The following is a 26,328-nucleotide window of genomic DNA, read 5'->3' on the forward strand; positions in this document are numbered from 1 at the left end:
GAGGGGACTCCATGCCTGATAACGTGAGTGACAAGCCGCTTTTTTCTGCCAAGCTTTTGACCCCGCCGCGCCTTGCGGACACGGTTTCAGAGGCGATCGCGGCGGCGCTTTTCGATGGGCGCATCACGCCGGGTGACGAGCTGCCGTCAGAGGGTGAGATCGCGCGAGAGTTCGGCGTCAGCAAGCCCATCGCGCGCGAGGCGTTGCGTCAGCTTTCGGGTGTGGGCCTGATTCAGACGCAGCGTGGCAAGGTCGCTCGCGCCACGGCGATCACCGGAGAGCCGCTGGACCGCATCTATGGTTATGCTGTCCGATCGAGCCTGGCGCGGTTGCGCGAAGCCAACGAGATGCGCCATCTTTTCGAGACCGGGATCGCCCGGCTTGCGGCGGAGCGGCGCGCAGAGAAGGGCGTCGCCGAGATGCACGAGGCGGTGCGGGAAATGCGCGAGGGCGTTGGCGAACCGGAGATCTTCATCGAGGCCGATATCGCCTTTCATCTGGGCATGGCCGAAGCCACGGGCAACACGATGATCCGGATGCAGGCGGAGGGTATGCGATCGGTTCAGCGTGAAGTGTCTGAACTGTTCTCGCGCCGCTCGAACCGCAGCCCGACGGATTGGGACGCGACCGTCGTGCGGCATGAAGATCTTTTCGCCGCCATTCGCGATGGCGATGGCGCGAAGGCGGTCGAGATGATCGACAGGCATTACGAGGCCGCCGATATCGCCTCTTTCGAGGTCGCGGGTGACATGGATGGCGATGATGCCTGAGATCGGCTCTCTGCAAGGGCGTCGTGCGCTTGTGACCGGGGCGGATCAGGGGATCGGCCGGGCCATTGCCCGGGCGCTGCATGCGCAAGGCGCGGAAGTGGTGATACATCACCTTGGCGGTGCCGATCATGCGCGGATCACGCTACCGGATGTCGAAATATACGAGGCAGATTTTACCCTGCCAGGATCGGCGGAGACACTGGCCGACCGCGTATTGGACAATGGCCACATCGACATTCTCATTGCCAATGCGGCAATCGAGCGACGGGGAGACTGGCGGGATGTCACGCCCGGCACGGTGGCCGATCATGTGGCGGCGAACTTCACTTCGCTGATGACGCTTTGCCAGCGTTTCCTGCCTGGGATGACAGAACGAGGCTGGGGGCGCGTGGTAGCCGTGGGTAGCGTCATGGCGGCGCGGCCTCGGGCCGAGACCATCGTCTATGCCTCGCTCAAATCGGCGCAGCTTACGGCTTTGCGTGCACTTGCTCGTGAGGTCGCGGGGGCAGGGGTGACACTGAATTCCATCGCTCCGGGCGCCATAGAGACCGAGCGCAACGCCGCGAAATATGCCGATTCCGACTTCATGGCGGCAGTCACTGCCAAAATCCCGGCGGGCAGGCCGGGACGCCCCGAAGATTGCGTGCCGCCGGTGCTGATGCTCTGCTCCGAGGCCGCTTCCTATATCACCGGGGCAGAGATCCCGGTCGATGGTGGCTGGACCCTTGGCGATGCGCCGGGTGCTTCGCCGGAGGGCAGGAGATGAAGCTGACGCCCGAAATCAGGGTGCTTCATCGGGGTCCGGACATGGTGGGGGAAGGGCCGATCTGGCATCCCGAGCGCCGGGAGCTGCTTTGGGTCGATATCCTTTCCCGCATGCTGCATCGGATGCCGCTTGAGGGGGGCGAGCCGCGCAGCGTGACCTTTGACATTCCCCCCGCCGCCCTTGCCCTCGACACGGCGGGCGAAGTGATCGTCGCTGCCGGCACCGGGTGGTATCGGCTTGAAGACGGCGACCGCCTGACCGCGCTCGCCGCACCCTCGGGATCGGAAGAGGGCTGGCGCATGAATGACGGTTGCACGGATCGCGACGGTCGCTTCTGGACTGGACGGATCGAGGAGCCGAGGGGGTCGGGGGCGGAGGGTTGCCTCTACCGGCTGGATGCAGCGGGCGCCGCGCCCGTGCTTGGCGGATTACGGACGCAGAACGGGCTAGCGGTTTCGCTGGACGGGACCACGCTTTACCTTTCGGATAGTCATCCAGAGGTGAATGCCATCTGGGCATTCGATCTCGATCGGGCGACTGGAGCATTATCGAACCAGAGGGTTTTCCACAAACCCCGGGCGGGTCGCGCCGACGGCGCCGCGATCGATGCGGAGGATTGCTACTGGTTCGCGGAGATTGATGCCGGACGTCTTGTCCGCCTGGCTCCTGACGGGCAGGTGATCGCGACTGTGGAACTGCCGGTCAGCCGGCCTACAAAATTGGCTTTTGCCGGGCCTGACCTGCGCACCATCTGCGTCACCAGCATGTCGATTCTGCCAGAGGACAGTGATCCGGCACGAGAGCCACTCGCTGGCGCGTTATTGGCATTCGAGGTTGAAACCGCGGGCGCATTGCCGACGCCCGTCTCGGTCCTGCCAGGACAGGATTGATAATACCGAACGAAAGAATGGGAGGAGATCAGATGCACCCCAGGAGACTTGCCGCGACGACGCTTGCGGCCATGACGTTCATCACCGCGCCGCTTGCGGCGGAAGAGCTGCGCTTCACGCTCTGGACGGGAAATGATGCCCATCTGGCGATTTTCAACGAGATCGCCAAGGGCTTCACCGAAACCCATCCAGATGTGACGGTTTCGTTCGAATCCATTCCCGCAGCGGATTATACGCAGAAGCTGACCTTCCAGCTTGCGGGCGGCAATCCGCCCGATCTGGGCTGGATGTTCGAGGATGTAATTCCCGGTTTCGTCGAGGCGGGTGTGGTCGAGGATCTGCGCCCGGCATTGGAAGCTGCCGAGGGGTACGAACTGGAAGATTTCTCCGAGCCGGCGATGGCCCTCTGGAGCGAGAAAGATGCCATTCACGGTGTGCCGTTCTCTACATCGCCATTCATGATCTATTACAACAAGGACATGTTCGATGCCGCCGGTCTCGAAACGCCGCCCGAACTGGCCGGGAAAGGCGAATGGGATATGGAGAAATTCCGCGAGGTCGCGATGGCGCTTGCCGAGGCGAATTCCGGTAAATGGGGTTTCGAGTTCAAGGACGGCCAGGGGTATGACTCGCGCATTTTGCACGCGATCATGCCTGCGATCAGGGTGTATGGCGGTTATGCCTGGCGTGATGGAGATTGCGGTTTCGACGAACCGGAAGCCGTCGAGGCGATCACCCAGTTGCACGATATGGTCTTCAAGGACAAATCCATCGTACCACCGGGCGAGCAGGGAGATTTCTTCTCGGGAAATTCGGCAATGACCGTGAACCAGATCTCGCGGGCCTCGCTGTTGGCTGATGCCGATTTCGAATGGGGTATCGCGCCTTTGCCGACAGGCCCCGCAGGGGCTTCGCCGATCATCGGGCAAGCCGGAATCGTGGTCTTTTCCCAAAGCAAGAAGCAGGAGCTGGCTCAGGAGTTCGTGGCCTATATGACCAATCCCGAAAATTCCGAGCTTATGGCGGAATTCTTTCCACCCGCCCGTCATTCGGTGCTGCAAAGCGATACCTTCGTCGCCGCCAATGAGCTGATCCCCAGCGAGCAGATGGCCTATGTCGGCAAGGCGATTGAGGAAGGTCATGTGCTGCCGAGTCATCCGCGCTATGCCCAGATTTATGCGGCGATGAAGCCGCGCATGGATGCGCTCTGGCGTGCGGATGCTGATGTCCAGACTTCGCTTGAAGCGGTTTGCACCGCGATTGAAGACCAATTGTGAGCGGCGGCATGACGGGCCATGTTCGGACCGGGACCACGGCGCCGCGTGCGCCGTGGCTGACCCTTCGTCGCAGAGAGATGTTTGAAGGCTGGCTTTTCGTCAGCCCGACTCTCATCGGGTTCCTGATCTTTTTTCTTGGGCCATTGATTGCGATCGTTATCTATTCGCTGTCGGAATGGAACCTGCTCAGCCAGCAGATGACTTATATCGGTACCGCGAATTATCAGGACGCGCTGACCCAAAATCCCGATTTCTGGCATGTTATCCGCAACTCGGTGATTTTCGCCGCCGGGCTGGTGCCGTTGAACATGACCCTCGCCCTCGCCCTTGCTCTCGCGCTTTGCCGTCCGGGACGGGGCGTGGTGTTTTTCCGCACGGCCTTCTTTGCACCCGTGGTTACTTCGGCGGTGGCGTGGGCTATCGTCTGGAAGTTCCTGCTTCAGGGAGAGGCGGGCGCAGTGAACCAGATGCTGGCCACGGTGGGGATCAACGGGCCCAACTGGCTGCGAGAGCCCGATTGGGCCATGGTGGCGGTGATCGCCACCCGCGTGCTCAAGATGGTCGGGCTGAACATGATCCTTTATATCGCCGCGCTGCAATCCATTCCCCGTGATTATGAAGACGCCGCGCGGCTGGAGGGCGCGGGAAACTGGCAGATCTTCCGCATGGTGACATGGCCCCTGCTCGCGCCCAGCACGCTGATCATCATGGTGATCACCACGATCGGGTCGTTCAAGGTCTTCGACCATATCTATCTGATGACCGGTGGCGGCCCCGAGAATGGCACGCTTGTGCTGGCCTTTTACATCTATGAGCAGGCATTCGAGTTCTTCAATGTCGGCTATGCTTCCGCGCTGGCGATGATCATGTTCGCGATCGTTCTGGTGTTGGCGCTGGTGCAGATCATGTTGCGGCAGAAAGGATCCGCGTGATGGAACTGACGATACGACAGGCCGCCATCGTCAAGAAACTGTGCTGGACATTGGCGCTCTCGGTAGTGGCGGTGCCGTTTCTTTTCCCGTTCCTCTGGATGATCTCCTCGGCATTCAAGAACGCGAATGAGATTTTTGGTCAGCCCAGTCTCATTCCCGATGTCTGGCGGTGGCGCAACTTCGTTGAGGTCTTCGAGTATCAACCCTTCGCGCGGCAGTATTTCAACTCGATCTATATCGCGGTTCTGGTGACCGGCCTGACGCTGATCCTGTCTTCGCTCGCGGGTTATGCTCTGGCGCGGATGCGTTTCGCCGGTGCCGGATTGCTGATGCTCTTCCTCTTGTCGGCGCTGATGGTGCCGGAAGAGGTGACCATCGTGCCAAACTTTTTTCTGATGAAGTGGCTGGGGGCGATGGATACGCATATCCCGCTTGTCCTGTTGCCGGTCTTCGGACCGCATGGGGTGATGGCGACCTTTCTGATGCGGCAGTATTTCGTGTCGCTGCCCAAGGAGCTTGAAGAGGCGGGAAAGATGGACGGGCTCTCACGCCTGGGGGTCTGGTGGAAGATCGCCCTGCCAATGTCGCGCCCGGCGCTGGCGGCGGTGGCGATCATCACGTTCCTGTTCTCGTGGAATCTTTTTCTGGAACCGCTGGTTTTTCTTTCCAGTATCGAGAATTTCACCCTGCCGCTGGCATTGTCGAATTTTACGGATCCCTATGGTTCACCGCTCTGGCACCTGCAACTGGCCGCTACCAGCCTGGCCGTGGTGCCCATCCTGATTGTCTATCTGATCGCACAGCGGCAAATTATCGAAAGCTTTGCAATGTCCGGGGTGAAGGGCTGATGCCCCTCTTGGAACACGGAAAGGTATAACATGAGCAGTCTGAAACTCAGAAACGTGACCAAGACGTTCGGCAAGACCAAGGTGATCCACGGCATCGATCTCGATGTTCTGGAAGGCGAATTCGTGGTCTTTGTCGGCCCGTCGGGCTGCGGTAAATCGACCTTGTTGCGGATGATCGCCGGACTTGAGGATATATCAGGCGGCGAGCTCTGGATCGGCGGACGGCAGGTGAATGAGGTGCAGGCCGCGCGTCGCGGGGTCGCCATGGTGTTTCAGTCCTACGCGCTCTATCCGCATCTCACCGTGCGGCAGAACATGGGCTTCGGTCTCAAGGTGCGCAAGGAAAAGCCCGACAGCATCGCGCGTAAGGTAGATGAAGCGGCCATGACGCTGCAGCTTGAAAAACTGCTCGATCGCTATCCGCGCGAGCTTTCCGGCGGGCAGCGGCAGCGGGTAGCCATCGGCCGGGCCATCGTGGGAGATCCGAAAGTATTCCTATTCGACGAACCGCTGTCCAATCTGGATGCCGAATTACGCGTGCATATGCGGGCCGAGATCGCATCCCTGCATCGCCGGCTGGAAAATACCATGATATATGTCACTCATGACCAGATCGAGGCGATGACGCTCGCGGACCGGATCGTCGTCCTGCGCGACGGCCGGATCGAGCAGGTGGGCAACCCGAAGGAACTTTATGCCCATCCGGACAATATCTTTGTCGCGCAATTCATCGGCAGCCCGAAGATGAATATCTGTTCCGCCGACGCGTTTGCCCCTGAATTGACCCGTGCCGGGATTCCGATGGAAGGCGTGGCGCAGATCGGCCTGCGGCCCGAGCATTTGCGGATCGTGCCCGACGGTGGACTCATAAAAGGGCAGGTCGCGCTAAGTGAATATACCGGGGGCGGATCGCTTCTCCATGTAGAGATGGAGGGGGCGGGAAGGTTCCTCGTGCTTTCGGAAGGGCAGGAGGGGCCGCAACCCGGCGATGAGGTGCAACTTGATTTCGACACCGCGAACCTCCATCGCTTCGATGCCGAGGGTCGGTCACTGCAAGCTGCGCGTGAGCCGGTCCCTGCATAGGGTCATGGGCAACCGTTCGCCGTTCCCGTCATGCTGAAAATGGTCTGAATACACAGATCACTCCCATTGAAGTACGAGTTTGTCCGATCTGGAGCCTCATTGCATCAGGGATACGGTTCTGGCTTTTGAAGCAAAGGCACGGCTTCGCACCGCATATGGGAGGCTGACGCTACGCAGCAAGTACAGAACGAGTTTCCTCGAAGCATCCGCATGCATCTCAGGCGGACGGGTCGCGAGTGTTGCGGGCGGCGCGTTCAAAGGGCTTGCAGCGGTGGGGATCGGAATCGTGGTTTACAGCGAAATCCGTGATTTTCTGGACCCGGAAACCGGGGGAGATTGGTCTGACCTGTTTGTCGGGCTGGGAATCGAAATGGCGAAGACTGTCTTGTCTGCGATTATAGGTGCAGGTTTGACGGCTGCCTTGGTCTGACGGGGGCGGCGTTTTGATTTGTAACTACGATAGGCGCGGGTGCGTCGATGGCCGTCGGAGCGATTATAAATATTGCCGATGATACATACAAAATTAAAGATGGGTTTCGTGCTGCAGTAAATAGCGAACAAGCCAGAACCCGTAACGGTGAAGCAATTCAATGGCAGTAATGAAAATTTACCTTCAAACCTTTAATTCACGCGGATTCCTGCTGGCGGGAGGTCTGGCGCTTTCCGTGTTCTACGCGGTTATCGTTGTGATACTCTGGCATGTAAACCCCGATCATCCTGCCATGATCGCCGTGATCCCTGTTCATCTGATCTTTGTCATATGCACGATACTACCGTTTTTCTTCAGCCAATTCTCTGTTAATTTATGCCGCGAGATGTGCCAATTGTTCTGGCGACGGACACTTGACTGCTTCACGCTGGCAAAGCGATTAACCCGTCCATTCCCCAATTCTCCTGGGGTGTTCAGCTCCGGCATCCAGCGGTTCGGTTTTCAGCCGAACCCAAGTCGCGAGAGTGGACCAGGATACCGGCAACGCACGTCGCGATCTCGCTTGCCGAAAGGCAATTCTCCATGCCAGATATGATTTCGATCTCGATAAGCTGGGCAAGTCGCTTCCGATCGTCCGACAGGGATACAGGATGTGCGATTGGGGAAGTCATGCTGGCCTCGTTGATAGATTCGCCTCCAAGAATAGCGAAGGATTATGGCTCTTTGATGACACTGGCGTGGCGCGCATAGTTGTAGTTCCGTGAGAGGTGCTTTACTGGTGCAGCCTCAACACGATGAATTGTCCGCACTTCGGTAGCCTCTACTGAAATGGCCAGTTCAGGTGCGAATAACCGGAGGATATTGATGCGGCGTGTTCTGACCTATGGCACCTTTGATACACTGCACTACGGACATATTCGTCTTTTGCAGCGCGCGCGGGCTCTGGGTGACTATCTGATCGTCGGCCTTTCCACCGATGAGTTCAATATAGGCAAGAACAAGCAAGCATTCCATAGCTGGGAGGAGCGCAAGGCGCATCTTGAGGCGCTTCGCTACGTGGATCTGGTAATCCCGGAAAAGACATGGGAGCAGAAGCCTGACGATGTGAAACTCTACCATGTCGATGTCTTCACCATGGGCACTGACTGGAAGGGGAAGTTCGATGAACTCGGCGCACTCTGTGAAGTGATCTACCTCGAACGTACCAACGGCATTTCCAGCACGATGATCCGCACCAGTCTGCAGTCCGACGACTCCTCCGTAGATATTGTCAACGCAAATCCGGCGACGTTGAAACAGATACGCTGAAACCGAAGCCGGACGCGGGCAAGCCGGGTCTCTTTATCGGCACGTTGCAGTCGTAACCGGCATGGGCGGTGCTAAGGCGCCGGCATAACACTTTCGACCAGCACCCCGGTAATCCGCGCGGGCGCGCCGATGTTTGGCGATGCAAGAGACTTGGACAATTCATGTTCGGCGTAGAAGTCGCCCGGCTTGCGGGCCGGCGAGAGACGAAGCCGATCGCCGGGACTGAAGGCCCAGCGATCACTCCATCGCTTGCCCAGAGCATTTTCCAGTGAGATCGCCTTCAGAATCGTGCGCTGGTCGTCCTGGTTCGTGGTTGAAAAGCGCATCTGCCGGATCTCGCCGGCTGATGGAACAAGCTGGACCCGGATGCCGCGTTCCGGCTCCGACTGGCACAGAGCGCAAACGGCCGCAATCCTGCCATGTTGATTCATCTCGATCGACAGAGGAATTCGGGTCACTGGCACCCGCATGATGGAATTCTGGTGAATTTCCCGCCCTAACCCGGTGATCAGTGTGACGCCTCGTCCCTCGGTATAGTGAGGCGCGATTGCAGCCGGGACCCTGGCATTGTTTGCTGCTTCGGCAACCCCATTAGCGATAAAATCCATCACCTGCGGCACGCGGGCATAATGGGGATTGTTAAGATACATGGAATCGGGCATCCGAGCCTTGCCGAAATGGTGACGCCAGGCGGTAGAAACATCAAACGGTACAACGCCATAGGCCAAAAAGAGTTTGGTCAGCATATCGTAATAGAGGTCACGGCGCGGCGCTTGTTCCTGCCACAGCGGCGTAAAGATCAGTGGAACGAAGGTACAGCCACGCTCGCGGGAGAGGACCATCAAATGCTCAACATTCTTGAGCAGCATCTCGCGACGATAGCCGCGCGCGACGTGATTGACATCGTTGAGAGCATATTCCCAGATGATGCAATCTCCCGCCTCAGGCGCGCGTTCTTCGCCTTTCATCAGGAACCGGAACAATCCCGTGAGAGTGGTTGTCGCTCCGACCGAGCGATTCAGGACCGGCTGCCCCGCACGTTCGGCAAACCAGGTGATCCAACCATCGCGAAAGATTGAATTGGAACCACCGAAAACGAAAAAGGACATGTCGATTCCCGGCATTTGCGGTCGATTGTGGTCGACCAGTGGGCAAGGCTGCGTATTGCATCCCATAGACATTATTACAATCGGTTAGATGAAAAACTACCCTTGCCATTGCTCAGCCGAGCCAAATAGGCCATTTTACCCGCACTGCCTATCCGGCTCATACAAACGACCGGCACTTGGGAAGAACGAAGTGAGGATATGACGAAGATATTGCTACGCAGATTTCTTCTTGCCTACCGGCCCCTTGATGCCCGACTGCGCCGTTTCGGCCCATATGCCGCCTTCTCGCGCCTTTTGCAGGCTCGCTACAATGCCATGATGGGAGGTGAGGGTGCCGCCAACCCGGGTGGCCTCGACACCCATGCATATGTGGAAAACTACAATCGTCTGGCGCCGCGGTCCGATACGATCCTGTTCGAATGCTACTGGGGCAAGAAATTCGCCGACAATCCTCTGGCCATGTATCGCGCTCTGACCAAAATCCAGCCTCGGGGTAAGTTCCGCATCCTGTGGGTGGCTCGTGGAAGCGCGATCGTGCCGAGCGAAATTTCCGACAATCCCGATGTAACACTGGTGCGCACCGGGACGCCCGAATACGGCATCGCGCTGCTCGAAGCAGGATTTCTGGTCAACAACGTCACCTTCCCGCCCTGGTTCATCCGTCGTCCCGGACAGCATTACTGTAATACGTGGCACGGCATTCCCATGAAAGCGATGGGGCGCGACATGGTGGCGCCCCTTGTCTCCATGGCCAATTCGCAGCGGAATTTCCTGCAGGCTGACATCATTCCTGAGATGAGCGATTTTTATCGGCAGGCGACAATCCGGCCCTATTACGTGGACCAATTGGTGGCCGGAGCGCTTATCCCTTGTGGGGCGCCACGCGTCGACGATCTTCTGACGCCGAAAGTGCCGGCAGCGCGGCTACGGTCACGCTATGGCGTCGAAGAGGGGCAGAAGGTTGTGTTGTTCGCACCGACATGGCGGGGCAATTCGACTCGGATTGACCAGGTCTTCGGCAATCAGGCGCAGCTGTGCAACAAGATGGCTGAAGCCCTGGGATCAGGCTACGTTGTGCTGTTCTCGGCGCATCAGATGCTAAAAGTTCAGCCCGCCGATCTGGCCGGCAATGTGGCCCTTCTGGCCGAGGACGAGAATATCAATGATGTGCTGAGCATCGTTGATGTCATGGTCAGTGATTATTCCAGCATCCTGTTCGACTTCCTTCCTCTGGACCGCCCGATCATCCTGTTCACGCCCGATATCGAGCATTACCGAGAAGAGCGCGGATTATATCTGGAGCCCGCCGATCTCCCTTGCGCCAATACCACCGATCTGCCCGGTCTGGTCGAGGCAATTCAAGTGGCCCGCCCACCCTCGGACTTCCCGGGTCACGCAGAAATGGTGCGGCGTTTCACGCCGTTCGAGGACGGACAGGCTGCCCAGACCGCACTTTCTGCTTTGCTTGATCCTGCAGGCGCGACATATCACCGTCGGCCCGACGACCGCATCCGCATCCTGATCGGGCCTGGCGGCGTCATTCCGAACGGAATTACCTCATCGCTTAAAAGCCTGATGGCTAATCTCGATTACGACCGGTTCGATCCATATATCGTGGTCGACGCGCCGGTGATGGACAAGGAACCGCTCCGGATGGAGCAGTTTCAGGAGTTCGACCCCCGGTGCAACTGGATCCTGCGCTCGGGCGACATGCTGCTAAGCACCGACGAACGGCCGGTCTACCATGGTTTTCGCATTGGCAATGACCTTGATGCCGATCGGGATCTGCCCGTTATCCGCAACATTCTTACACGCGAAGCGCGGCGAGTTTTTGGCGACAGCCACTTCGATGTCGCGATCGAGTTCGGTGGCTATGCGCCGTACTGGACCGGCCTGATCGCCTGCAGCAATGCCACCCGCAAGGTTTGCTACCAGCACAACCATCTCTGGGCCGAGTACAATAATCCTGACGCCTCGCGCAATCATCGCCAGTTGAACGCGGTGTTCCAGATCTATCGCTGGTTTGACCAGATCGTTGCTGTATCTGACGAGACGCGGGTAGTGAACGAAACCCATCTGAAGCATTTTTATCCGCCCGCGATGACGGCCCGCACCGTGCGCAACACGCTGGATGTGAAACGGGTACTGGAAAAGGCGCGGCTGCCGGTCTCACTGATCCATCCCGAGGCCGGCCCGCTGTTTCAGGACAGTTCACTTTATCGCTTCATCGCCTTGGGCCGATTGTCGCCAGAGAAACGCTATGATCGCATGATCGGTGCGCTGGCCCGGATCGCGCCAGAGTATCCTAACGCCGTTTTGTTGATCTGTGGCACCGGCCCTTTGCTGGAAAGGCTATCGCAATTGGCCCGGCGCAAGGGAGTCGCCGCCCAGGTGCGTTTCCTGGGCCAGGTGTCGAACCCCTATCCGTTGCTTGCCCGGGCTGACGCCTGCGTGATGTCATCGGATTACGAGGGCCAGCCCATGACCCTGCTCGAGGCACAGTGCGTCGGCACACCTTGTATCGGCTCGGACATTCCGGGGATAAGGGCGGTGCTGAAGGACGGGCTGGGCCATATCGTCCTCCCGACCGAAGAGGCATTCGCCGAGGCGATGAAGGCCGCCATCGAGCATCGCTTGCCGCCGTTGAAGAACGCCGAGGTGAGAACCTCTTATTCCCGCGATACGATGGCCGAATTCTACGGGACCGTCCTGGCTCGCACAGCAGATGCGGCCGGCCGAGTTTTTGCGGCTGACCGGACTGGCACGTAAATTGAGCCCAGCCTGGACGCGACCTGACGCCATGTCAGTCCACCCGAGCGCGATGCGAACCGCATCCTGCCTGAAGTCCGCTGTGTATCGCTACCATATCTGGCCTCCTTGACGGCGAGTATCGCTCTCAAAAGACCGGAGCGAAACCGGTGCAGATCCACTGAGGCGGTAGCGGCACCCTCAGCGTGCCCCCTCTCTGACACGCTCGGGCCAACGCGGCTCCAGATATTCGGGGTGGCCGGGGAAGTAAGTTTCTGTCACCCAGTGATTGCTTTCGTCGAACTGCGATTGGAAGGCTCGGGCCAGCTTCGGCGGTGGTGTCGCGCCATGACCTGTACAATGGAGTTCAGCCCATTTCACCACCTGGCGCCGATGGGCCGCGTCGAGGGCACCAGTCTGATTCAGCAGCAGCAGCAGTTCCTGTCCAGCGACATTGATCGAGGTATTCACCTGCCCGCCGATCCGCCACTCTTCGGAATCCGGATTCAGATCCAAATCTAGAACCTCGCAGAAATCACCCAGGGTGCCTAGTTTCCCGGATACAGCCTTGTAGGGGCGGACAACGAGATTCTCCGCCCCAAAGACATCGCCCCACCGAGTAATGACGTCGCGCAGATCAAAATAGGGCCGGAAAGCCGGGCTCATGCGGCTTCTGATGAAGTGGTTCAGTGGGCGCGCATATCCGCTTCGTAACACCGTTGAATACAACGAGACGATCTGATCCAGCTGCGGCCGCATATAGACCACGATGCGGATTTTGTCGAAATCGCGGCAGAATAGATCCCGGAAGGTCTGAACGTGTTGCCGCAAGGGCAATCGCGAATGTAGATACTCGGCAGTAATCACGACCTCGCGGCAATCAGGCGAGGCCGCCAGCTCTTTCTGGAAGGCTGCGATGGTGTTTCGGCGAAAGGCTAAATGGTCGCGAGCATCAGTCAACTTGATGACCCGCGCCAGATCCATGCTTTCCCCAAATGGCAGTGAAGCCATGACGGCGTTGAGATGGATAATGTTGCCCAGACTCGAGGGCACAAGTATTCCCTTCATGCGCAGTTGGTCGCTGTTGCAGTTCAGAAATCTCTGGATGCTTGACGATCCGGTCTTCGTCGTTCCGATATGGACGGTGAGATTCATGTTGTTCCATTACGAAAGAGTAAGGTTTTTACATAGACCGGATCTGGTGGCTCTCCCGGCCTTCACATTCGCCTTTAGCAATCGTAAGCAAGCCCCGCAACTGTCAGGCCGGCCTGCTTCACCAGACGGTGTATAGTCCGCCTGGCGCTTCCAGACCGGCCAGATGCCGGTTGATCTGTGACAGGGTGTGCGGCAGGGTCTGCGGCCCCACATCGGGATGTGTGCGGATCTCCGGGGTCTCAGAATTCAGGAACAGAAAACGATCCCGGAACCGCTCGATCAAAGTCTCTTCAATATAGCGAAATTGTGGCGAGCGGGTCGAACAGATCACTGACAGCCGCGCTTGCGGATGAACCTGCTGCACCAGTTCCGCAAAACGTTCCTGCTTGGCCGCCGGAAAGGTACCCTCGGTGAAATGCAGGTCGCGATGCTTGTGCACGTAATGCTCGTCCGACAATATTGGATCCACCGCGATGCCACGCCAGCCTTGGCGCAATGCATAGAAGGTTGCCGCGGTGCCGCCCTTCGACGTGCCATAGAGCACAATGTTTTCTGATGACACGCCCAGTTCATTTGCGATGGTGGAGATACAGGTCGCGATATGTTCCTCGTTCCGCGGCAGGGCGTTGGAGTTGAGGTAGAAGGATCCCAGTACGCCGCCGAAATCGACAATCCGCAAGATATATGTGTTCTTCGGAATGTATTTGCCGATCGACGCAAAGTTTTGTTCGAAATGTCGGATCAGACTGGGCGTGTAAATTGTGCCCGCGATCGAGGAGAACACCACCAGCAGGCGCGGTTCTCCGCTGTGGTCGGGAGCCGGCGCCAGTTTGCTGAATATCCCGTTGGCATCGATCGATATTTCGCCCGCGATCGCCGGCCGCCAGAGGGTGCTGATCCGGCGATGACGCACCATCGAGGAAACGCCCTCGCGCAGGGCATAGAGATGAAATCCGGCATTGGCCATGGTGATCAGCTTCTCCTTGAGCGCTGGGTCACGGCGCGCCAAGGTGATGATGTTATCCTGCGTGTTTTTGCTGATTGCAGCGTGGGCGATATGGATGAAGTTCAGTCGCGGCAGCGACGCAATCCGGTCGCGTAGTTCCGCGTCCGGAATGTCGACAGGAATATGGATGGCGGATGCGCTGTCTATCTTTTCCATAAATAACCGGGCCTTGCTGCGCCCCTCGGCTAGGATCAACATCAGCGAGCGCTTATTCATGTACGAGCCGGCCATGTCAATACGCAGCGAATGGCACGAGTTTTTCCTGCCCTTGCCGGCGGGTACCCGTTCCGCTGACCCAGCAGGCTTTCCGACCGCTTTTGCGCTGATCCGGCCTCCTGTTTCGCTGGCCTAGCATCAGGCGCGGACCGCTTCCGCATTCAACCCCACCCACCTTTCGGCCGGTTCGTAAGATGGTTCGCGGATCCGCCAGCCTTTTTCAGGAGTGGGCTCGATGAAGCCTGCCTGCGCCATCTGTTCAAGCAGTTTCATTGCCTCGACCGGACGCGAGGCCAGCATCGTAAAGCGCCGCACTGCCGCCGCCAGAGCCATTGGACTTGGATGCAGTACCAGGTTGGGCGTATCAAGTGCACAATGAAAGTCGTATTTCGGCTGTCGCCAATCTCCATAATTCTCGGTTAGGTTCTGCTCGGCATTCGTGGGCGCCAGCAGACTCAGCTCTGCAAGATCGCAGGGGGCAAGCGTGAAGGGGCTGTTCACCCAACGGAAAAGCTTCGTGCCGTGCCAGATCCGGTTACTCTCACGATAATGTAGAAAGACATCTGTGATAACGCCGCTGACATGGCGTAGCTTGTAGAGTACCGGAATGTCGCGGCGGCGCGCTGCCGTGTCGTGATCATCCAGAATAACCGTCTGGTATTCCTTCCCCAGACAGTGGAACTGCTGATTACGGTTCAGCAACCGTTCAAGACGGTCCAGATTGGTTTCCTCGGCGAAAAGTCCAAGGTCGAGATCGTAATCGTGGGCGAGCAACCGGCCCTCGCGGATCGCACCCAATAGGGTGCCCGATAGGATGAAGGGCCTGAAGCCCCCGTCCTCAAGCAATTTCAGGACGTCACGCAGCGCGGTCTCGGCCCGCTCTGGCGAGAAATCTGACCGCTGTGCGGTTGCTGTCGGTTTCCGCTTTCGCAAGCCCACGGGTTGGAGGCCAGAGGCGGACGGATCGGGTGATTTCAGGCGGTACAGCCCATAGGATAGCAGTTCCCCCGCATTCGCGCGCAGACGGGTCATGATGGCAGTATGAGCCGGTGTCCCGAATGTCCCGAGCGCGCAGCAGGCCGAAATGAAGCACAACTCGCCCAGCAGGGTTTCAGGCGTAACACGGCTGCCATGGCGCAACAGGAACCGGCGCATGGCCTCGAGTTCCTGCGGTGTCATGCCGGCGCAGAACAGATGCAGCGGGTCCACCGACATGTCCATCCGGGGAAATCTGCGACGGACATACCATGCCAGGCGCGCCAGCCCGGTGGCGTAGTCGTCTGCCCGCATCCGGTTAAAAACTTCCTTCGCCAGGACAAGATCCAATGTGATGGCCAAGGTCGCGCAGAATGTACCTCCGCCCAGCGCTAGGCGGCTGATAACACCGTGCTGGGCGGTTATATAGTTTCTGGGAAGGGCTCGGCGGATCAGATATTTAAGCATTGTTATAGCGGGTGCCTGCTGGATGCACTGTGACGTGCGACAATGGCTATGCGTCCTATTGATGTCAACCTGCGGCCCCTTCGGCGATATCAATGCTGAAGTGAAGCACCAATGACCGTCTGAACCGCAATGCCGGGATTGCCATGGCGTTCAAGCTGATGATGTCGGGGCAGAAGGAATATCGCAAACTCGACGGCCAGAACTGCCTGCCCAGGTTCATTCAAGGGATTGAGTTCCGTGACGGTCTACGCCAACTTCAAGTCGCCGCCTGATCAGGCGTCACCAACTTTCTGCGTATATCTCGGTTGTTCCCTATCGTAAGCATCATTTACTGACTGAGGGCCAAGCTTGAATACTTACCAAGCGCGAAAGATTGCGATTGTCAATTTCACAGGGTTTCGTGAGAATTGGGGCTGTCAGGCAACGAGCTGGGGCTTGCTAAGCCTACTCAACGGAAACCTTGATATTGAAGCGTTACCAAAGATTTCACTCGTACCTCTGCTTCCCCGGCATGACATTGATCGGCAGCTAGGACAGGAGCATTCGCAGAATATTTATGATGCCATGCTGGCTGCCTGCCAATCCGGCCACATGACGGGCAAGGCGCTCGATTACCTCGAACGGCTAGCTCTGGAGCGATATGGTCGATACGCTGTTCAGGTCAAAAGCGCAGATCTTATTATTTTCCAGGCTGAAGGCACTATGGCAGGCACGGATTTCGTGAATGGCGCCAGGTTACTGCTTTTGCCTTTCGTGGCCAAGAATGTTTGGAAAAAACCGGTCCTGTCGGTCAATCAGACCATTTATTCATGCGATGAGACATTCACTCCGGTGATGGCAGCGGCCTATAACAGCTTCGATCTTGTGGCGGTCCGTGAGAATATCTCGTTTGATGCGGCGCAACAGGCAGGAATCCGGGAGGTGACCCACATACCAGACGCAGCGTTTCTGACACGTCCGCGTCCTGCCTCGCTGGACATTCCGGCAGATAGACATTTCGCGGTCGTCGGAGCAGCCTGGACAGGGCATGAAGCCCATGAAGAAATTTTTGCAACTGCTGACCATCTTAAGCGGACAACTGGCCTGATCCCACTCGTTACAGTATCGACTTCGGCGGACAAGGCGCTGTTTGGGCTTGCTCAACGACATTGGGGAGACGAGGGCTTTGTGAGCGTTCCCCAAAACGTTCCCTACACGGCAGCAGCTTACGCCCTGCAGCGATGTCGTTTCGTTCTCAGCGGCCACTACCACATGACGATCATGGCGCTTGCCGCTGGCACGCCGGTGATTCAGTTGCCGGGTAATTCCTACGAGAACGAAGGGTTGTCCGCGATGCTTGGGGGCATTTCCCCTGTTCGATCCTTTGACGATCAGACGACCATCACAGAGGATGCATTAAGGATTCTTGACGATCCCGCCGAAACCTCCTCGACGCTCCAGAACGGGATGGGGCCAATCAGAGAGCGCCTGCACTACGCAGGAAATTATTTCGCAGCGATCCAGAAAGGTCAGCCCACGACGTTCCCTCGCAGCTTATCTACCCCGCCCGGACAGACGATTTCAGCCGCTGAGCATATCGCTCCCTATTGCGCGAATACGATCAAACAGGTTGATGGTTATAAGTATTCCGATCCGATGAATAATGCGATTGGGCCTCCTCCAGCTCCGCGTGCTTTGTTCGAAGAGCTTGTCTTGGCCTATCATGCTGGTGATCATAAGGTATTACGTAGCCTTATCCAGATGTTGGGTAGCTTTTCCAGAAGAATCGAACAAGCACGCCCGGTACTGAAAGACGCAATTTACCGACTGCCTTTGGATGTTTTTGCAATGGCGGGGGTCCCACGCCCTGCGGATCCGGCTAACTCTATTAGCTGCCTCAAAGATTTACATAGGCTCTGCGGAAAAGATGCGGGCGAAATAAGATGTAGAATTGTGCCAGGCATTTCTCCTGCTCCGCCGCGCCCCAAGGGCAAAGATATCCCATCGCATTTTGCAACGCTCCGCGAAGAATTTGCGACCAAATCAGAACTTCTTTTCTACCACGCCGCCCTTATCAGTTTGCTACGGCGCGGATTAGAGAGCGCTCCGGCATTTCGGTGTTTTCAGGAGATCTGGATCAAAGAAACGGATTTTCTTCTACGAGAACTCAATAGCCGCTGGCTTGTGTCCGCTTGCGATACATTTGCAGATCATGCGCAAGACGTGGTCGATCGTAGCTTAGCCATGACCGGTGTTCTTTTCGCAAATACAGTGAAATTATACGAGACGGAGAATTGGGCAACCGGCCGCCGGGGTATTGCACAGGAATACCGTGCTGTTGTGTCCCAAACACCGTTGTTCGATGGTATGACAGTCTTTGGCATCGGAAGCGGAGATCTTATGCATTGCATGCAAAAGCGCCTTGCAGCCACAGCCGGCCAAGAACGCGTAGTTTCAAAGATACTTTCCGAGCTGTTTAGTCGCATGCATGCACATGACACGGTGTTCCGCCGGTTCCGAAATGTGCACTATAGTGCGAATACGCTCTGGGACACACAATTATAGTGAGCCGCCTCCCTGTAAAATCACTCACCATGAAGCGGCCCTCTCATTGTTGGTCGCTTGCTTCCCGAACATCCAATCCGAAGATGACGGCAAAATGACGCGGGTGGGCGGCGGAGGAGGAATGGCAGCAAAGGATTGCGGACATGTCGCTGGATGCGGGTAAGGATGATTACCCGGCGCGGGCGGATACTATACCGCGCTTGATCCGAACCCCGCCCGGCGTTTATGCGTTTTCTCTGTCATGATAGCCTGAAAAGATCAACGACACCGGCAATCACTAGTCTGGCGGCGACAAGCAACAGGATCGCGTCGAGGATGCGGCGGAACCATCTGTCGTCGAGCCGATTCAGCACCATCCGGCCGGCCAGCGTCCCGGCGAAACCGCAGATCATCATTGCGGCTATGAACGGCAGCCAATCGGCAAAGGCAAAGCCCAGTAGTCCGAAAGTTATGGTCTTGATGCCGTGCTGAACCGTCATCAGTGTTGCGTGGGTAGCGACGAAGCCATGTCGGGGCAGTTTCAGCGCCTTTGTATAGACCGCGACGAACATGCCGGTCGCGCCGAAGAACATCGTCAGGAAGGACGAAAACGCGCCAACCAGAACGGGCCAGTCACGAAGTTGCCGGGGCGGGCGGCCCAGCACTGACCAGATGATGAACAACCCCACACCGGTTTGCACGAGCGCAGGCGGCAAGCCGATGACCAGCATTCCTCCGCTTGCCGCACCAATGATCGAACCCAGGACAAAGGTCGGAATGGCTGGCCAGTGAACATGCTTCAGAGTCAGCGCGGCGCGGCCCAGATTCGAGCCGGCCTGGATAACGCCATGCGCGGGGATCAACGCAGCCGGAGGAACCAACGAGGCCATGATAGCCAACAGAACCGCACCGCCACCAAGTCCGAATGCCACAGTGATAAACGACGCCACGAAGCTCGCTGCCAGCAGCGCAGCCATTGCGAGTTCGCCGACCCCTGATGGTGCCAGTATCTGTAGAAACGTTTGGATCACGGCTTTGTCTCCGGTCTTGAGATTGCGCTAGCCTGTTTCGCCAGAAACTCGGCGGTAAAAGACGGTCGGGATGAGCGGAAGGTTTGATTATCGCGTTTGTTTCGTTTGCTCCGCAAGTGCAGAGGATCGGGTGCTGCCCTTTCACGACATTCGGCTATGGCGCTGCATTGCTTTCACTCCATCTGCGAGATTCAGCAGCCGTTTTCTCCGAAGCAGACTTTCAACTGCCGATATGGCGCATCAGGATGCTGTAGGCTGCGCAGCGGGCCGCAATGTACAGAAAGCAATTCGCTAAAAGTGCGAGCACCGTTGATGTAAGCAGCGTCAGCCGGCATTCGGGCGGTTTGTGACTGCTGTAGGTACTGCACAGCGGTTACTTGCAACTATGGAGATGCGGAAAAAGGCGCGTATCCATACCTGCCTCTCGCATGGTTCTTTTGGGCAAGATCATCTGAAGGTATTGGTCAGTGTTCCCAGTCCCGTTATGCCCATTTCGACTATGTCACCCGACTGAAGAAACTTGGGCGGGTTGAACCCGATGCCAACGCCAGCCGGTGTCCCGGTCGCGATAATGTCTCCCGGCATAAGCGTCAGCCCTGCCGAGATCGTGGCGACCAGGCTGGGAATGCTGAAGATCAGGTCGCGGGTGTTTGCGTTCTGGCGTATTTCGCCGTTTACGCGTGTCTCGAGATCCAGGTTTTCCGGTTCTATCTCATCGGCGGTCACGGCCCAAGGTCCCATCGGGCAGAACGTGTCCAGTGACTTGCCCAAGAACCATTGCTTGTGCTGCTTCTGACGGTCCCGGGCGGTCACATCGTTGATGATCGTATAGCCCCAGATATGCTCATACGCCCGCTCGGCCGCGATGTTCTTGCCGCGCTTGCCGATGATCAGGGACAGTTCGATCTCGTAATCGACGGAATCGGTTATGTCGGCGTGCAGATCGACATCCTGTCCAGAGGCGATGACGGTTGAGGCAGGCTTGGTAAAGACGGCAGGAAATTCGTCGATTTCTGCACCTTTCTTCGCCCCCGCCTCGTAGCCGCTACCGGCAAATTCGCGGGCATGTTCCTGGTAGTTCTTGCCCACGCAGAAGATGTTGCGCCGCGGCCGCGGGATCGGAGCGAGAAGTTCGATATCGTCGATTGGAATCGCCTCGCCCTTGGGTTGAAGCGAGAATTTCAAGCTGTCGAATTGTTCGATGAGACCCACGAGATCACCACGGTAGCCGTCAAGGGCACGAACCATGTCATCTTCGACCAGACCCAGAAGTTCTTCGCCGCCATCGCGGTAGCACACAAATTTCATTCTGTCTTCCTTTCTTGATACACCTTCTCAATGATCTCCAGCTCGATACAACTGCTTGGGGCGCGTGTAGAACGCATGCAGGATCTGGTAGGCGATCATGAAATTCTTCTGCGCGAACGAAGCATGAGAAATACCGGGCATCACCGCGAACTCCTTATCGGCGTTCGGCAGAAGTGCGAAGAAATCCAGCAGGTCTTCCATGCTGGCGATGCCGTCGTATTCACCGCGCATAATTGCCACTGGCATGGCCAGCTTGGCCGGATCGACAAGCGGCAGGTTCGCACACATGTCGATATAGGTGCCGTTCGGCATGGAATCGTCCAGTTCCAGCACCTGGTCGATGAATGGCTGGGCGAAATCGTCGTGGACTGTGCCGGGGTGGTCGCGGTTGAAGATCGACCACATGAATTCGGCATTCTGCGGGCGACGCGTGGTGCCGCGCCACTGGTCCAGCTTTGTCCGGCGCTGTTCCAGCGTAGGGCTTCCCTTACCGGTCCAGACCATGGCATCCAGCGCGACGCGGGCCACGCGGTCGGGATTACGCTGCGAAAACAGGGCAGCGCGTAACGCGCCCGACGAGATGCCATAAACCAAAAGCGATCCCTCAGCGCCCTGATCGGCGATATATTCGGCGGCGGCCAGCGCATCGTCGGCCCCGTCGCTGATCGTCGCCAGCACGTCGTCGCCCTTGTAGGACCGACCATAACCTCGACAGTCGAAGCACCAGGTGTCAAAGCCGCGGCTGGCGAACCAGTTCATTACCGAAGCGTAGGGTTTGCCCTCGACCTGAAGATCGAAGGTTGGCTGGCTGGCCATGGACGAGCCGTGGACGAACAGGATGGTTCCGCGGGACGGACCGTCTAACACCCTGGGTTTCTGCCAGATGAACAGCTTCTGACCCTGCGACACAGACTCGTGGGCAATGCCCTCTACGGCCTCGGCAGTATATAGCTCATCCATTTTGCCCTCCTTTTGAAATGAGTCGGCGTTGCGTGGGGGCTGTCGCCCGCCATGCGCTATTCGAATGTCAGGATGCTGAGACCCCGGTTGCGATCCAGCAGATAGATGGTGCCGTCGTCGCCCACGGCCACGTCGTTGGATTGCGGGGCAGGTTCATCGCCCATGGGTTCGGGTACAAAATATCCCACCTCGACCGGCAGTTCCGGATCGGCAGCATCGATGATCCGCAGGCCTCCCGAAAACCACGCGGCATAGATCAGCGTGCCGTCCAGCCGTTCATGGAACTGATGCGCCCCAAACCGGCCCGGCGAGCGGCTGTAGGGTGAGGCGCTTTCATCCAGTGAGAAGATCGACAGCGGTTTCATGTTGCCGAGGTCGGTCACATCGAAGAGCCAAAGGAAACCGTGCAGGCGACCATGAAGGTGGTCGTGTTCTTCGTCGATGACGGCAGCGATCCGGCGGCCGCCTATCTGTTGTTCGAACGGCATGGCCGTGTGTGTCGGCTCCGGTACGGCGGGATGATAATCGTAGCTGCCAATTGTCTTCATCTGCGCCAGATCGCGGGCATCGATGACCTGAAACCCGGCGTGCCAGACCGCGGCCCATAATTCGTCGCCGCATTTCATCGCATGATGAAGCCTGTGCCTGAGCCCGGTCCATGTCGGCCGTTCGCCGCCGGCGAGGTGCTGGCCGGGCAGCCACCAGCGACCGATCTCAACCGGTTGCGCTGGCTTGGTGATGTCATAGACAACCAGAATGTTGCCTTTGTAGCCATCCATTTCAGTTGAGATATAGGCATGGCGTTCGTCAGCATCAAAGCGATGAACCCCGACGCCTCCGGTCCGTTGATGCGTCAAAAGCCGAGGGTTCGTGCGATCACTGATGTCCCAGAGCCTGAAGCCGCCGTCGTTATAGATCTGACCGGTCATGGTCCGCAGCCTTGCCATGTCCGCAGCTTCGGCTTCGATACGTACCGCGATCTCTGCCTCGTCAGGGTCGCGGCCCAGTTCTTTTCGTAATGCCGCCTCGGCGCCGGGAATAGCATTGGCTCGGCGTTTGGCATGGCGGTCATTCTGTTCGACATTGGTGATCATCAGATCGCCGATCACACGCACTTTGTGGGTATGCGAACTGTCATCATCCAACATGATCCGCACCACAATGCGTGGACAGGCGCGATCGGTCACGTCGATGATCGTGGTGCCGTGAGGAGGCTTCATATGTCCGACAAACACATGATTACCCTGAACCACCACCTGGCCGCCGCCGGGAATGTCCAGTGCTGCAATCTCGCGTACACGGTGGGCATGTGGCGGTCTGGCGCTGCGATTTTTGTTGGCGGAACTCATGCATCCGGCCCCGCATGCGACTTTGGCGTCTGCCGTTCCAGCCAGGCGCGACGCCGCTGCATCAGCGGAGGCAGGGCAAGGGTCAGGATCAGCATGACCCAAAGGACATTGCCGATAGTCGACGAGAACATCACCATCGGATCGTTGCCTGAAATCCGCATCGCCAGCAGAAACGACCGTTCGATCAGTGGCCCGAGGATCACACCGATCAGGATCGCCGCGACATGATAGCCGGTCTTGCGCGCGATATAGCCGATTACCCCGAATGCGACCGCGACACCCATGTCAAAGATGAATCCGCGCGGGACGAACGCGCCGACCAGGGTAAAGGCCACAATGAAGGGCGCCAGATAAACCGTCGAGATCACGGTGATCCGCGACATGTAGCGGACCATTGGAAACATGAACGGGATCATCATGATATAGGACACGGCCATCACCGCGATCACCCCATAGGCCAGCTGAGGCTGTTCGACGAAGAGACGCGGCCCAAAGGGAACACCGTGAAACTGCAGCACGATCATCATCACCGCTGCCGTGCTGCCGCCCGGAACACCAATCGCGAGAAGCGGAACCAGCGTGCCTGTGGTGACGCCGTTGTTCGCGGATTCTGGCGCAATCACGCCCTGCGGGTGGCCCGTGCCGAATTTCTCGGGTGTTTTCGAGAAGAAGAGGCTTTGCTGATACGCCACGAAAGAGGCGATACTTGCCCCTGCACCCGGCAAGGCACCGATGATCAATCCCAGGATCGAAGTCCAGACGATCTGCCACCAATACGTAAAAGCATGAAAGACTTCTTTCGCGCTTTCTCGCCATGTCACGCGGCCTCTGGACTGACTTCCCTGTTTGACCAGGGTCGTTTCCTCGAGCATGACCAGCGCTTCTGAAATCGCGAAAAGCCCGATCAGTGCAGGAACCAGCGGCACTCCGTCGAACAGTGCCAGAAAGCCGAAGGTGCCGCGGGGCGTGGCATAGATATGGTCCGCACCCATTGCGCCCAGCATCAACCCGAACGCCCCCGCAATCAGACCCTTCAGCATGTCTTGCGCCGCAATAGAGGCAATCAGCGCAAGGCCGAACAGCATGACGACGACCATTTCGACACTGTGGATGTAATATCCGACTTTCGAGAGCATCGGCAAAGCGAACAGCGTGACGATTGAACTGATGAGCCCGCCAAGTACTGATGCGACGAAACACAGTGCCAGTGCCTTTACCGCTTGGCCGTTCTTGGTCATCGGATAGCCGTCCAGCGTCGTCGCCGCCGCGCCGCCTGTGCCTGGAATGTTGACGAGGATCGCGGGGATGCCGCCGCCAAGATGCGATGCACAATAAAGCGAAACCATGAAGGTCAGCGCCAATTCCACATTCAAAGCCAGTGTCAGGGGCAGCAGGATGATAATCGTGTTATGCGCTGCAAATCCGGGTACGGCACCCGCCACGAGACCGACCATGATCGCCGGGATCATGATCCACCACATGCTGAAGGCATGACCGAACAGACCTGAGACCGTAGCGAGATCGTATTCCATCAGATCAGCGCCTCAACCAGAAGCTCGAACGGGCCTTTGGGAAAATGCGTGCCCAAAAGAAAGATGAAAAAGAACCACCCGACCAATCCGCCGACGGCGGCAATCTGGACTGCACGCCAGAACGGGCGCACCCCAAGGGCGATAAATGAAGAAGCCAGAAAGCTGAATGTGGTCAGGGTGAAGCCCAGCCAAGGCACCAGCACAAGCGCCGCCAGCATGAGACAAAAGAACACGGAGCGGTTTCGCCGGGATTCACGTGGCCCGAACAAATCACCGAAACCCATTGAATAACGGCCGCTGGCGAGGCCGCGCAGCACGCGGATCAGGTAGATGGTCACCAGCAAAAGAAGCAATCCTGCCAGCATGATGCCACTGAACTGCGCCTCGGCCGGGAAATCCCAGACCGACCAGACATAGTAAAGGGCATAGAGCGCGGCACAAACTGGCAGTATAAGGTCGGCACCGACCGGTTTCGAGGCGGCCTGTTTCTCGGTCATCGAATTGCCCTCATGTGATGCCAGACAAGAAAGATGAAAAGGTACGGAACAGCCGTTTGAAAAAATCAGTTCCGCAGTTCAGCGATCATTCGCCGGTCAGAAGGTCACGGTATTTGGTCGCCAGTTCGGCCGTCGCTGCTGCTTCGGCCATCGCCGCTTCCTGGTCGCCCGGATCAATGAATTCGACCGGAACGCCAGCTGCCGCGACCGCGGCGACGTAGTCAGGATCGACCAGCGTTTCGCGGATGGTTTTCTTCAGCAGTTCGACCCGTTCGGGATATTCTTCGAGGACCGAAGCCTGAACGGCAAAGGCGCGTGAACTGGTCAATGCCGGCAAATCGGTTCCGGCGGCTTCGTTCACGGTCGGTGCATTGCCAGTCTGGTCCGGCACCGGATTCTCGTCTGCGAAAATGCCAAGAACGCGGGCCTCCGGTCCTAAGGTGATCGGATTGGCGAGCGGTAACGCAGAAGCATCGACCTCGCCTGTGATTGCGGCCATGGCAGTCGGATTGCCGCCGCCATACGGGATCAGGTTAAATTCTGCGCCGGTCGCCTCGCCCAGCGCCAGCATCCCAATCGAGGCTGGATGCGGCAATCGGCTGACAGAAATCGTCACCGGCCGTTCCTTCGCCTCTTCGATCAACTGTTGCAGTGTCTCGAACTTGGAATTTGCGCCAACCCATATCGCCATCGGCTCGGTGCTTGTCTTCTGAATATATACCAGGTCCTCGCCGATCGTGATCGGCACGTCCTGAAGCTCCAGCATTATGACTTCGGGGCCAATGTTGCTGAACATCAGATGGGTCCCGTCGGCCTTGCTCTTCATGAAGAATTCATAGCCTACCTGTCCCGCCGCGCCGGGGTAATAGCTGAATTCGGAGTTGCGCTCCAAATATTTGGCCCAGACTTTGGTAATCGCGCGCGCATCCCTGTCGGCACCCCCGCCTTCGCCAGTCGGGATCGTGATAGAGATGTTGCTATCGGGATAATCCGCATCCTGCGCCAATGCGGGCACGCTCGGGTAAGTGGCAAGCGCCATTGCCGCGATGGCGGTGAAGCCTGCATTTCTGACGAAATTCTTCATGTCCGATTCTCCTCCCCAGGTCGGATATGATCACTTGGTCTGGTTGACCAATTTTGAACCAAT

Annotated in this window: 23 protein-coding genes and 1 pseudogene; 13 read left to right on the top strand and 11 right to left on the bottom strand. The window is 57.9% G+C overall.

The features are described 5' to 3' along the window. Nucleotides 1-11: 11 nt before the first annotated feature. The 10 genes from Q0601_RS20345 (at nucleotide 12) to tagD (ending at nucleotide 8,304) form a co-directional block, all read left to right on the top strand. Nucleotides 12-770: a FadR/GntR family transcriptional regulator gene (locus tag Q0601_RS20345; protein ID WP_305291747.1), complete on the top strand. Its 759-nt coding sequence runs from the start codon at nucleotides 12-14 to the stop codon at nucleotides 768-770. Then, the gene (locus tag Q0601_RS20350) at nucleotides 754-1,536 is read left to right on the top strand and encodes an SDR family NAD(P)-dependent oxidoreductase (RefSeq protein WP_305291748.1); all 783 of its coding nucleotides are present in this window, start codon (nucleotides 754-756) and stop codon (nucleotides 1,534-1,536) included. Before Q0601_RS20345 ends, Q0601_RS20350 begins: the two co-directional genes overlap by 17 nt. Further along, a complete protein-coding gene (locus tag Q0601_RS20355; RefSeq protein WP_305291749.1) occupies nucleotides 1,533-2,426 on the top strand; it encodes an SMP-30/gluconolactonase/LRE family protein in 894 nt (297 codons plus the stop codon). Before Q0601_RS20350 ends, Q0601_RS20355 begins: the two co-directional genes overlap by 4 nt. 32 nt (nucleotides 2,427-2,458) lie before the next feature. Next, complete coding sequence (locus tag Q0601_RS20360; protein WP_305291750.1) at nucleotides 2,459-3,703, top strand: ABC transporter substrate-binding protein; 1,245 nt, start codon at nucleotides 2,459-2,461, stop codon at nucleotides 3,701-3,703. Between the two features lie 8 nt (nucleotides 3,704-3,711). Further along, a complete protein-coding gene (locus Q0601_RS20365; RefSeq protein ID WP_305291751.1) occupies nucleotides 3,712-4,635 on the top strand; it encodes a carbohydrate ABC transporter permease in 924 nt (307 codons plus the stop codon). Next, nucleotides 4,635-5,483: a carbohydrate ABC transporter permease gene (locus tag Q0601_RS20370; protein ID WP_305291752.1), complete on the top strand. Its 849-nt coding sequence runs from the start codon at nucleotides 4,635-4,637 to the stop codon at nucleotides 5,481-5,483. The genes Q0601_RS20365 and Q0601_RS20370 overlap by 1 nt, the downstream gene beginning before the upstream one ends. 30 nt (nucleotides 5,484-5,513) lie before the next feature. Beyond that, nucleotides 5,514-6,566: an ABC transporter ATP-binding protein gene (locus tag Q0601_RS20375; protein ID WP_305291753.1), complete on the top strand. Its 1,053-nt coding sequence runs from the start codon at nucleotides 5,514-5,516 to the stop codon at nucleotides 6,564-6,566. A 79-nt stretch (nucleotides 6,567-6,645) separates the two neighbouring features. Beyond that, a complete protein-coding gene (locus Q0601_RS20380) occupies nucleotides 6,646-6,996 on the top strand; it encodes a hypothetical protein (RefSeq protein ID WP_305291754.1) in 351 nt (116 codons plus the stop codon). A gap of 160 nt (nucleotides 6,997-7,156) precedes the next feature. Further along, nucleotides 7,157-7,591 (top strand): hypothetical protein, encoded by a 435-nt coding sequence (locus tag Q0601_RS20385; RefSeq protein WP_305291755.1) that lies wholly within the window; start codon nucleotides 7,157-7,159, stop codon nucleotides 7,589-7,591. 269 nt (nucleotides 7,592-7,860) lie between these two features. Continuing rightward, on the top strand, nucleotides 7,861-8,304 hold the full coding sequence (gene tagD / locus Q0601_RS20390) for a glycerol-3-phosphate cytidylyltransferase (protein WP_305291756.1): 444 nt from the start codon (nucleotides 7,861-7,863) through the stop codon (nucleotides 8,302-8,304). 71 nt (nucleotides 8,305-8,375) lie between these two features. Here the strand turns inward: tagD and Q0601_RS20395 are convergent, their stop codons facing one another. Further along, nucleotides 8,376-9,413, bottom strand: a complete 1,038-nt coding sequence (locus Q0601_RS20395; protein ID WP_305291757.1) for an SGNH/GDSL hydrolase family protein — start codon at nucleotides 9,411-9,413, stop codon at nucleotides 8,376-8,378. Nucleotides 9,414-9,611: 198 nt separating this feature from the next. Between Q0601_RS20395 and Q0601_RS20400 the strand changes: the two genes are divergently transcribed. Then, the gene (locus Q0601_RS20400; protein WP_305291758.1) at nucleotides 9,612-12,182 is read left to right on the top strand and encodes a glycosyltransferase; all 2,571 of its coding nucleotides are present in this window, start codon (nucleotides 9,612-9,614) and stop codon (nucleotides 12,180-12,182) included. 180 nt (nucleotides 12,183-12,362) lie between these two features. Here Q0601_RS20400 and Q0601_RS20405 read toward each other — a convergent pair whose 3' ends face one another. The 3 genes from Q0601_RS20405 to Q0601_RS20415 all read right to left on the bottom strand — a co-directional run bounded on the left by Q0601_RS20405 (nucleotide 12,363) and on the right by Q0601_RS20415 (nucleotide 15,828). Then, entirely contained in the window at nucleotides 12,363-13,316 is a 954-nt protein-coding gene (locus Q0601_RS20405) for a hypothetical protein (RefSeq protein WP_305291759.1), read from the bottom strand. Nucleotides 13,317-13,434: 118 nt separating this feature from the next. Further along, nucleotides 13,435-14,538 (bottom strand): XcbB/CpsF family capsular polysaccharide biosynthesis protein, encoded by a 1,104-nt coding sequence (locus Q0601_RS20410; RefSeq protein WP_305291760.1) that lies wholly within the window; start codon nucleotides 14,536-14,538, stop codon nucleotides 13,435-13,437. A gap of 138 nt (nucleotides 14,539-14,676) precedes the next feature. Then, nucleotides 14,677-15,828, bottom strand: coding sequence for a LicD family protein (locus Q0601_RS20415; RefSeq protein WP_305291761.1), 1,152 nt, complete (start codon nucleotides 15,826-15,828; stop codon nucleotides 14,677-14,679). A 278-nt stretch (nucleotides 15,829-16,106) separates the two neighbouring features. Between Q0601_RS20415 and Q0601_RS20420 the strand changes: the two are divergent. After that, nucleotides 16,107-16,253 (top strand): annotated as a pseudogene (locus Q0601_RS20420) (IS256 family transposase); the annotation flags it as partial. Between the two features lie 76 nt (nucleotides 16,254-16,329). After that, entirely contained in the window at nucleotides 16,330-18,525 is a 2,196-nt protein-coding gene (locus Q0601_RS20425; RefSeq protein WP_305291762.1) for a polysaccharide pyruvyl transferase family protein, read from the top strand. A 239-nt stretch (nucleotides 18,526-18,764) separates the two neighbouring features. On the opposite strand, the gene Q0601_RS20430 is transcribed toward Q0601_RS20425, so the two are convergent. The 7 genes from Q0601_RS20430 to Q0601_RS20460 form a co-directional block, all read right to left on the bottom strand. After that, nucleotides 18,765-19,535 carry a sulfite exporter TauE/SafE family protein gene (locus tag Q0601_RS20430; protein ID WP_305291763.1) on the bottom strand — a complete coding sequence of 257 codons (771 nt, stop codon included), beginning with the start codon at nucleotides 19,533-19,535 and terminating at the stop codon, nucleotides 18,765-18,767. Between the two features lie 447 nt (nucleotides 19,536-19,982). Beyond that, complete coding sequence (locus Q0601_RS20435; protein ID WP_305291764.1) at nucleotides 19,983-20,843, bottom strand: fumarylacetoacetate hydrolase family protein; 861 nt, start codon at nucleotides 20,841-20,843, stop codon at nucleotides 19,983-19,985. A 27-nt stretch (nucleotides 20,844-20,870) separates the two neighbouring features. After that, nucleotides 20,871-21,803: an alpha/beta hydrolase gene (locus Q0601_RS20440; RefSeq protein ID WP_305291765.1), complete on the bottom strand. Its 933-nt coding sequence runs from the start codon at nucleotides 21,801-21,803 to the stop codon at nucleotides 20,871-20,873. Between the two features lie 56 nt (nucleotides 21,804-21,859). Next, nucleotides 21,860-23,152 carry an LVIVD repeat-containing protein gene (locus Q0601_RS20445; protein WP_305291766.1) on the bottom strand — a complete coding sequence of 431 codons (1,293 nt, stop codon included), beginning with the start codon at nucleotides 23,150-23,152 and terminating at the stop codon, nucleotides 21,860-21,862. Beyond that, nucleotides 23,149-24,684, bottom strand: coding sequence for a tripartite tricarboxylate transporter permease (locus tag Q0601_RS20450; RefSeq protein WP_305291767.1), 1,536 nt, complete (start codon nucleotides 24,682-24,684; stop codon nucleotides 23,149-23,151). The genes Q0601_RS20445 and Q0601_RS20450 overlap by 4 nt, the downstream gene beginning before the upstream one ends. Then, nucleotides 24,684-25,181, bottom strand: coding sequence for a tripartite tricarboxylate transporter TctB family protein (locus tag Q0601_RS20455; RefSeq protein ID WP_305291768.1), 498 nt, complete (start codon nucleotides 25,179-25,181; stop codon nucleotides 24,684-24,686). Before Q0601_RS20455 ends, Q0601_RS20450 begins: the two co-directional genes overlap by 1 nt. Before the next feature lie 85 nt (nucleotides 25,182-25,266). Further along, nucleotides 25,267-26,265 carry a Bug family tripartite tricarboxylate transporter substrate binding protein gene (locus Q0601_RS20460; protein WP_305291769.1) on the bottom strand — a complete coding sequence of 333 codons (999 nt, stop codon included), beginning with the start codon at nucleotides 26,263-26,265 and terminating at the stop codon, nucleotides 25,267-25,269. Nucleotides 26,266-26,328 lie beyond the last annotated feature (63 nt).

The sequence above is a fragment of the Paracoccus wurundjeri genome (assembly GCF_030678915.1).
Classification (GTDB): domain Bacteria; phylum Pseudomonadota; class Alphaproteobacteria; order Rhodobacterales; family Rhodobacteraceae; genus Paracoccus; species Paracoccus onubensis_A.

Excerpts from the sequence above, each read along its gene's own strand:
- Q0601_RS20365 (WP_305291751.1), top strand. The coding sequence starts at position 3,712 with ATGACGGGCCATGTTCGGACCGGGACCACGGCGCCGCGTGCGCCGTGG.
- Q0601_RS20455 (WP_305291768.1), bottom strand. The coding sequence starts at position 25,181 with ATGACCGAGAAACAGGCCGCCTCGAAACCGGTCGGTGCCGACCTTATA.
- Q0601_RS20415 (WP_305291761.1), bottom strand. The coding sequence starts at position 15,828 with ATGCGGGCAGACGACTACGCCACCGGGCTGGCGCGCCTGGCATGGTAT.
- Q0601_RS20355 (WP_305291749.1), top strand. The coding sequence starts at position 1,533 with ATGAAGCTGACGCCCGAAATCAGGGTGCTTCATCGGGGTCCGGACATG.
- tagD (WP_305291756.1), top strand. The coding sequence starts at position 7,861 with ATGCGGCGTGTTCTGACCTATGGCACCTTTGATACACTGCACTACGGA.
- Q0601_RS20395 (WP_305291757.1), bottom strand. The coding sequence starts at position 9,413 with ATGTCCTTTTTCGTTTTCGGTGGTTCCAATTCAATCTTTCGCGATGGT.
- Q0601_RS20345 (WP_305291747.1), top strand. The coding sequence starts at position 12 with ATGCCTGATAACGTGAGTGACAAGCCGCTTTTTTCTGCCAAGCTTTTG.
- Q0601_RS20450 (WP_305291767.1), bottom strand. The coding sequence starts at position 24,684 with ATGGAATACGATCTCGCTACGGTCTCAGGTCTGTTCGGTCATGCCTTC.
- Q0601_RS20460 (WP_305291769.1), bottom strand. The coding sequence starts at position 26,265 with ATGAAGAATTTCGTCAGAAATGCAGGCTTCACCGCCATCGCGGCAATG.
- Q0601_RS20445 (WP_305291766.1), bottom strand. The coding sequence starts at position 23,152 with ATGAGTTCCGCCAACAAAAATCGCAGCGCCAGACCGCCACATGCCCAC.
- Q0601_RS20440 (WP_305291765.1), bottom strand. The coding sequence starts at position 21,803 with ATGGATGAGCTATATACTGCCGAGGCCGTAGAGGGCATTGCCCACGAG.
- Q0601_RS20405 (WP_305291759.1), bottom strand. The coding sequence starts at position 13,316 with ATGAATCTCACCGTCCATATCGGAACGACGAAGACCGGATCGTCAAGC.
- Q0601_RS20370 (WP_305291752.1), top strand. The coding sequence starts at position 4,635 with ATGGAACTGACGATACGACAGGCCGCCATCGTCAAGAAACTGTGCTGG.
- Q0601_RS20350 (WP_305291748.1), top strand. The coding sequence starts at position 754 with ATGGCGATGATGCCTGAGATCGGCTCTCTGCAAGGGCGTCGTGCGCTT.
- Q0601_RS20385 (WP_305291755.1), top strand. The coding sequence starts at position 7,157 with ATGGCAGTAATGAAAATTTACCTTCAAACCTTTAATTCACGCGGATTC.
- Q0601_RS20375 (WP_305291753.1), top strand. The coding sequence starts at position 5,514 with ATGAGCAGTCTGAAACTCAGAAACGTGACCAAGACGTTCGGCAAGACC.
- Q0601_RS20435 (WP_305291764.1), bottom strand. The coding sequence starts at position 20,843 with ATGAAATTTGTGTGCTACCGCGATGGCGGCGAAGAACTTCTGGGTCTG.
- Q0601_RS20400 (WP_305291758.1), top strand. The coding sequence starts at position 9,612 with ATGACGAAGATATTGCTACGCAGATTTCTTCTTGCCTACCGGCCCCTT.
- Q0601_RS20360 (WP_305291750.1), top strand. The coding sequence starts at position 2,459 with ATGCACCCCAGGAGACTTGCCGCGACGACGCTTGCGGCCATGACGTTC.
- Q0601_RS20410 (WP_305291760.1), bottom strand. The coding sequence starts at position 14,538 with ATGAATAAGCGCTCGCTGATGTTGATCCTAGCCGAGGGGCGCAGCAAG.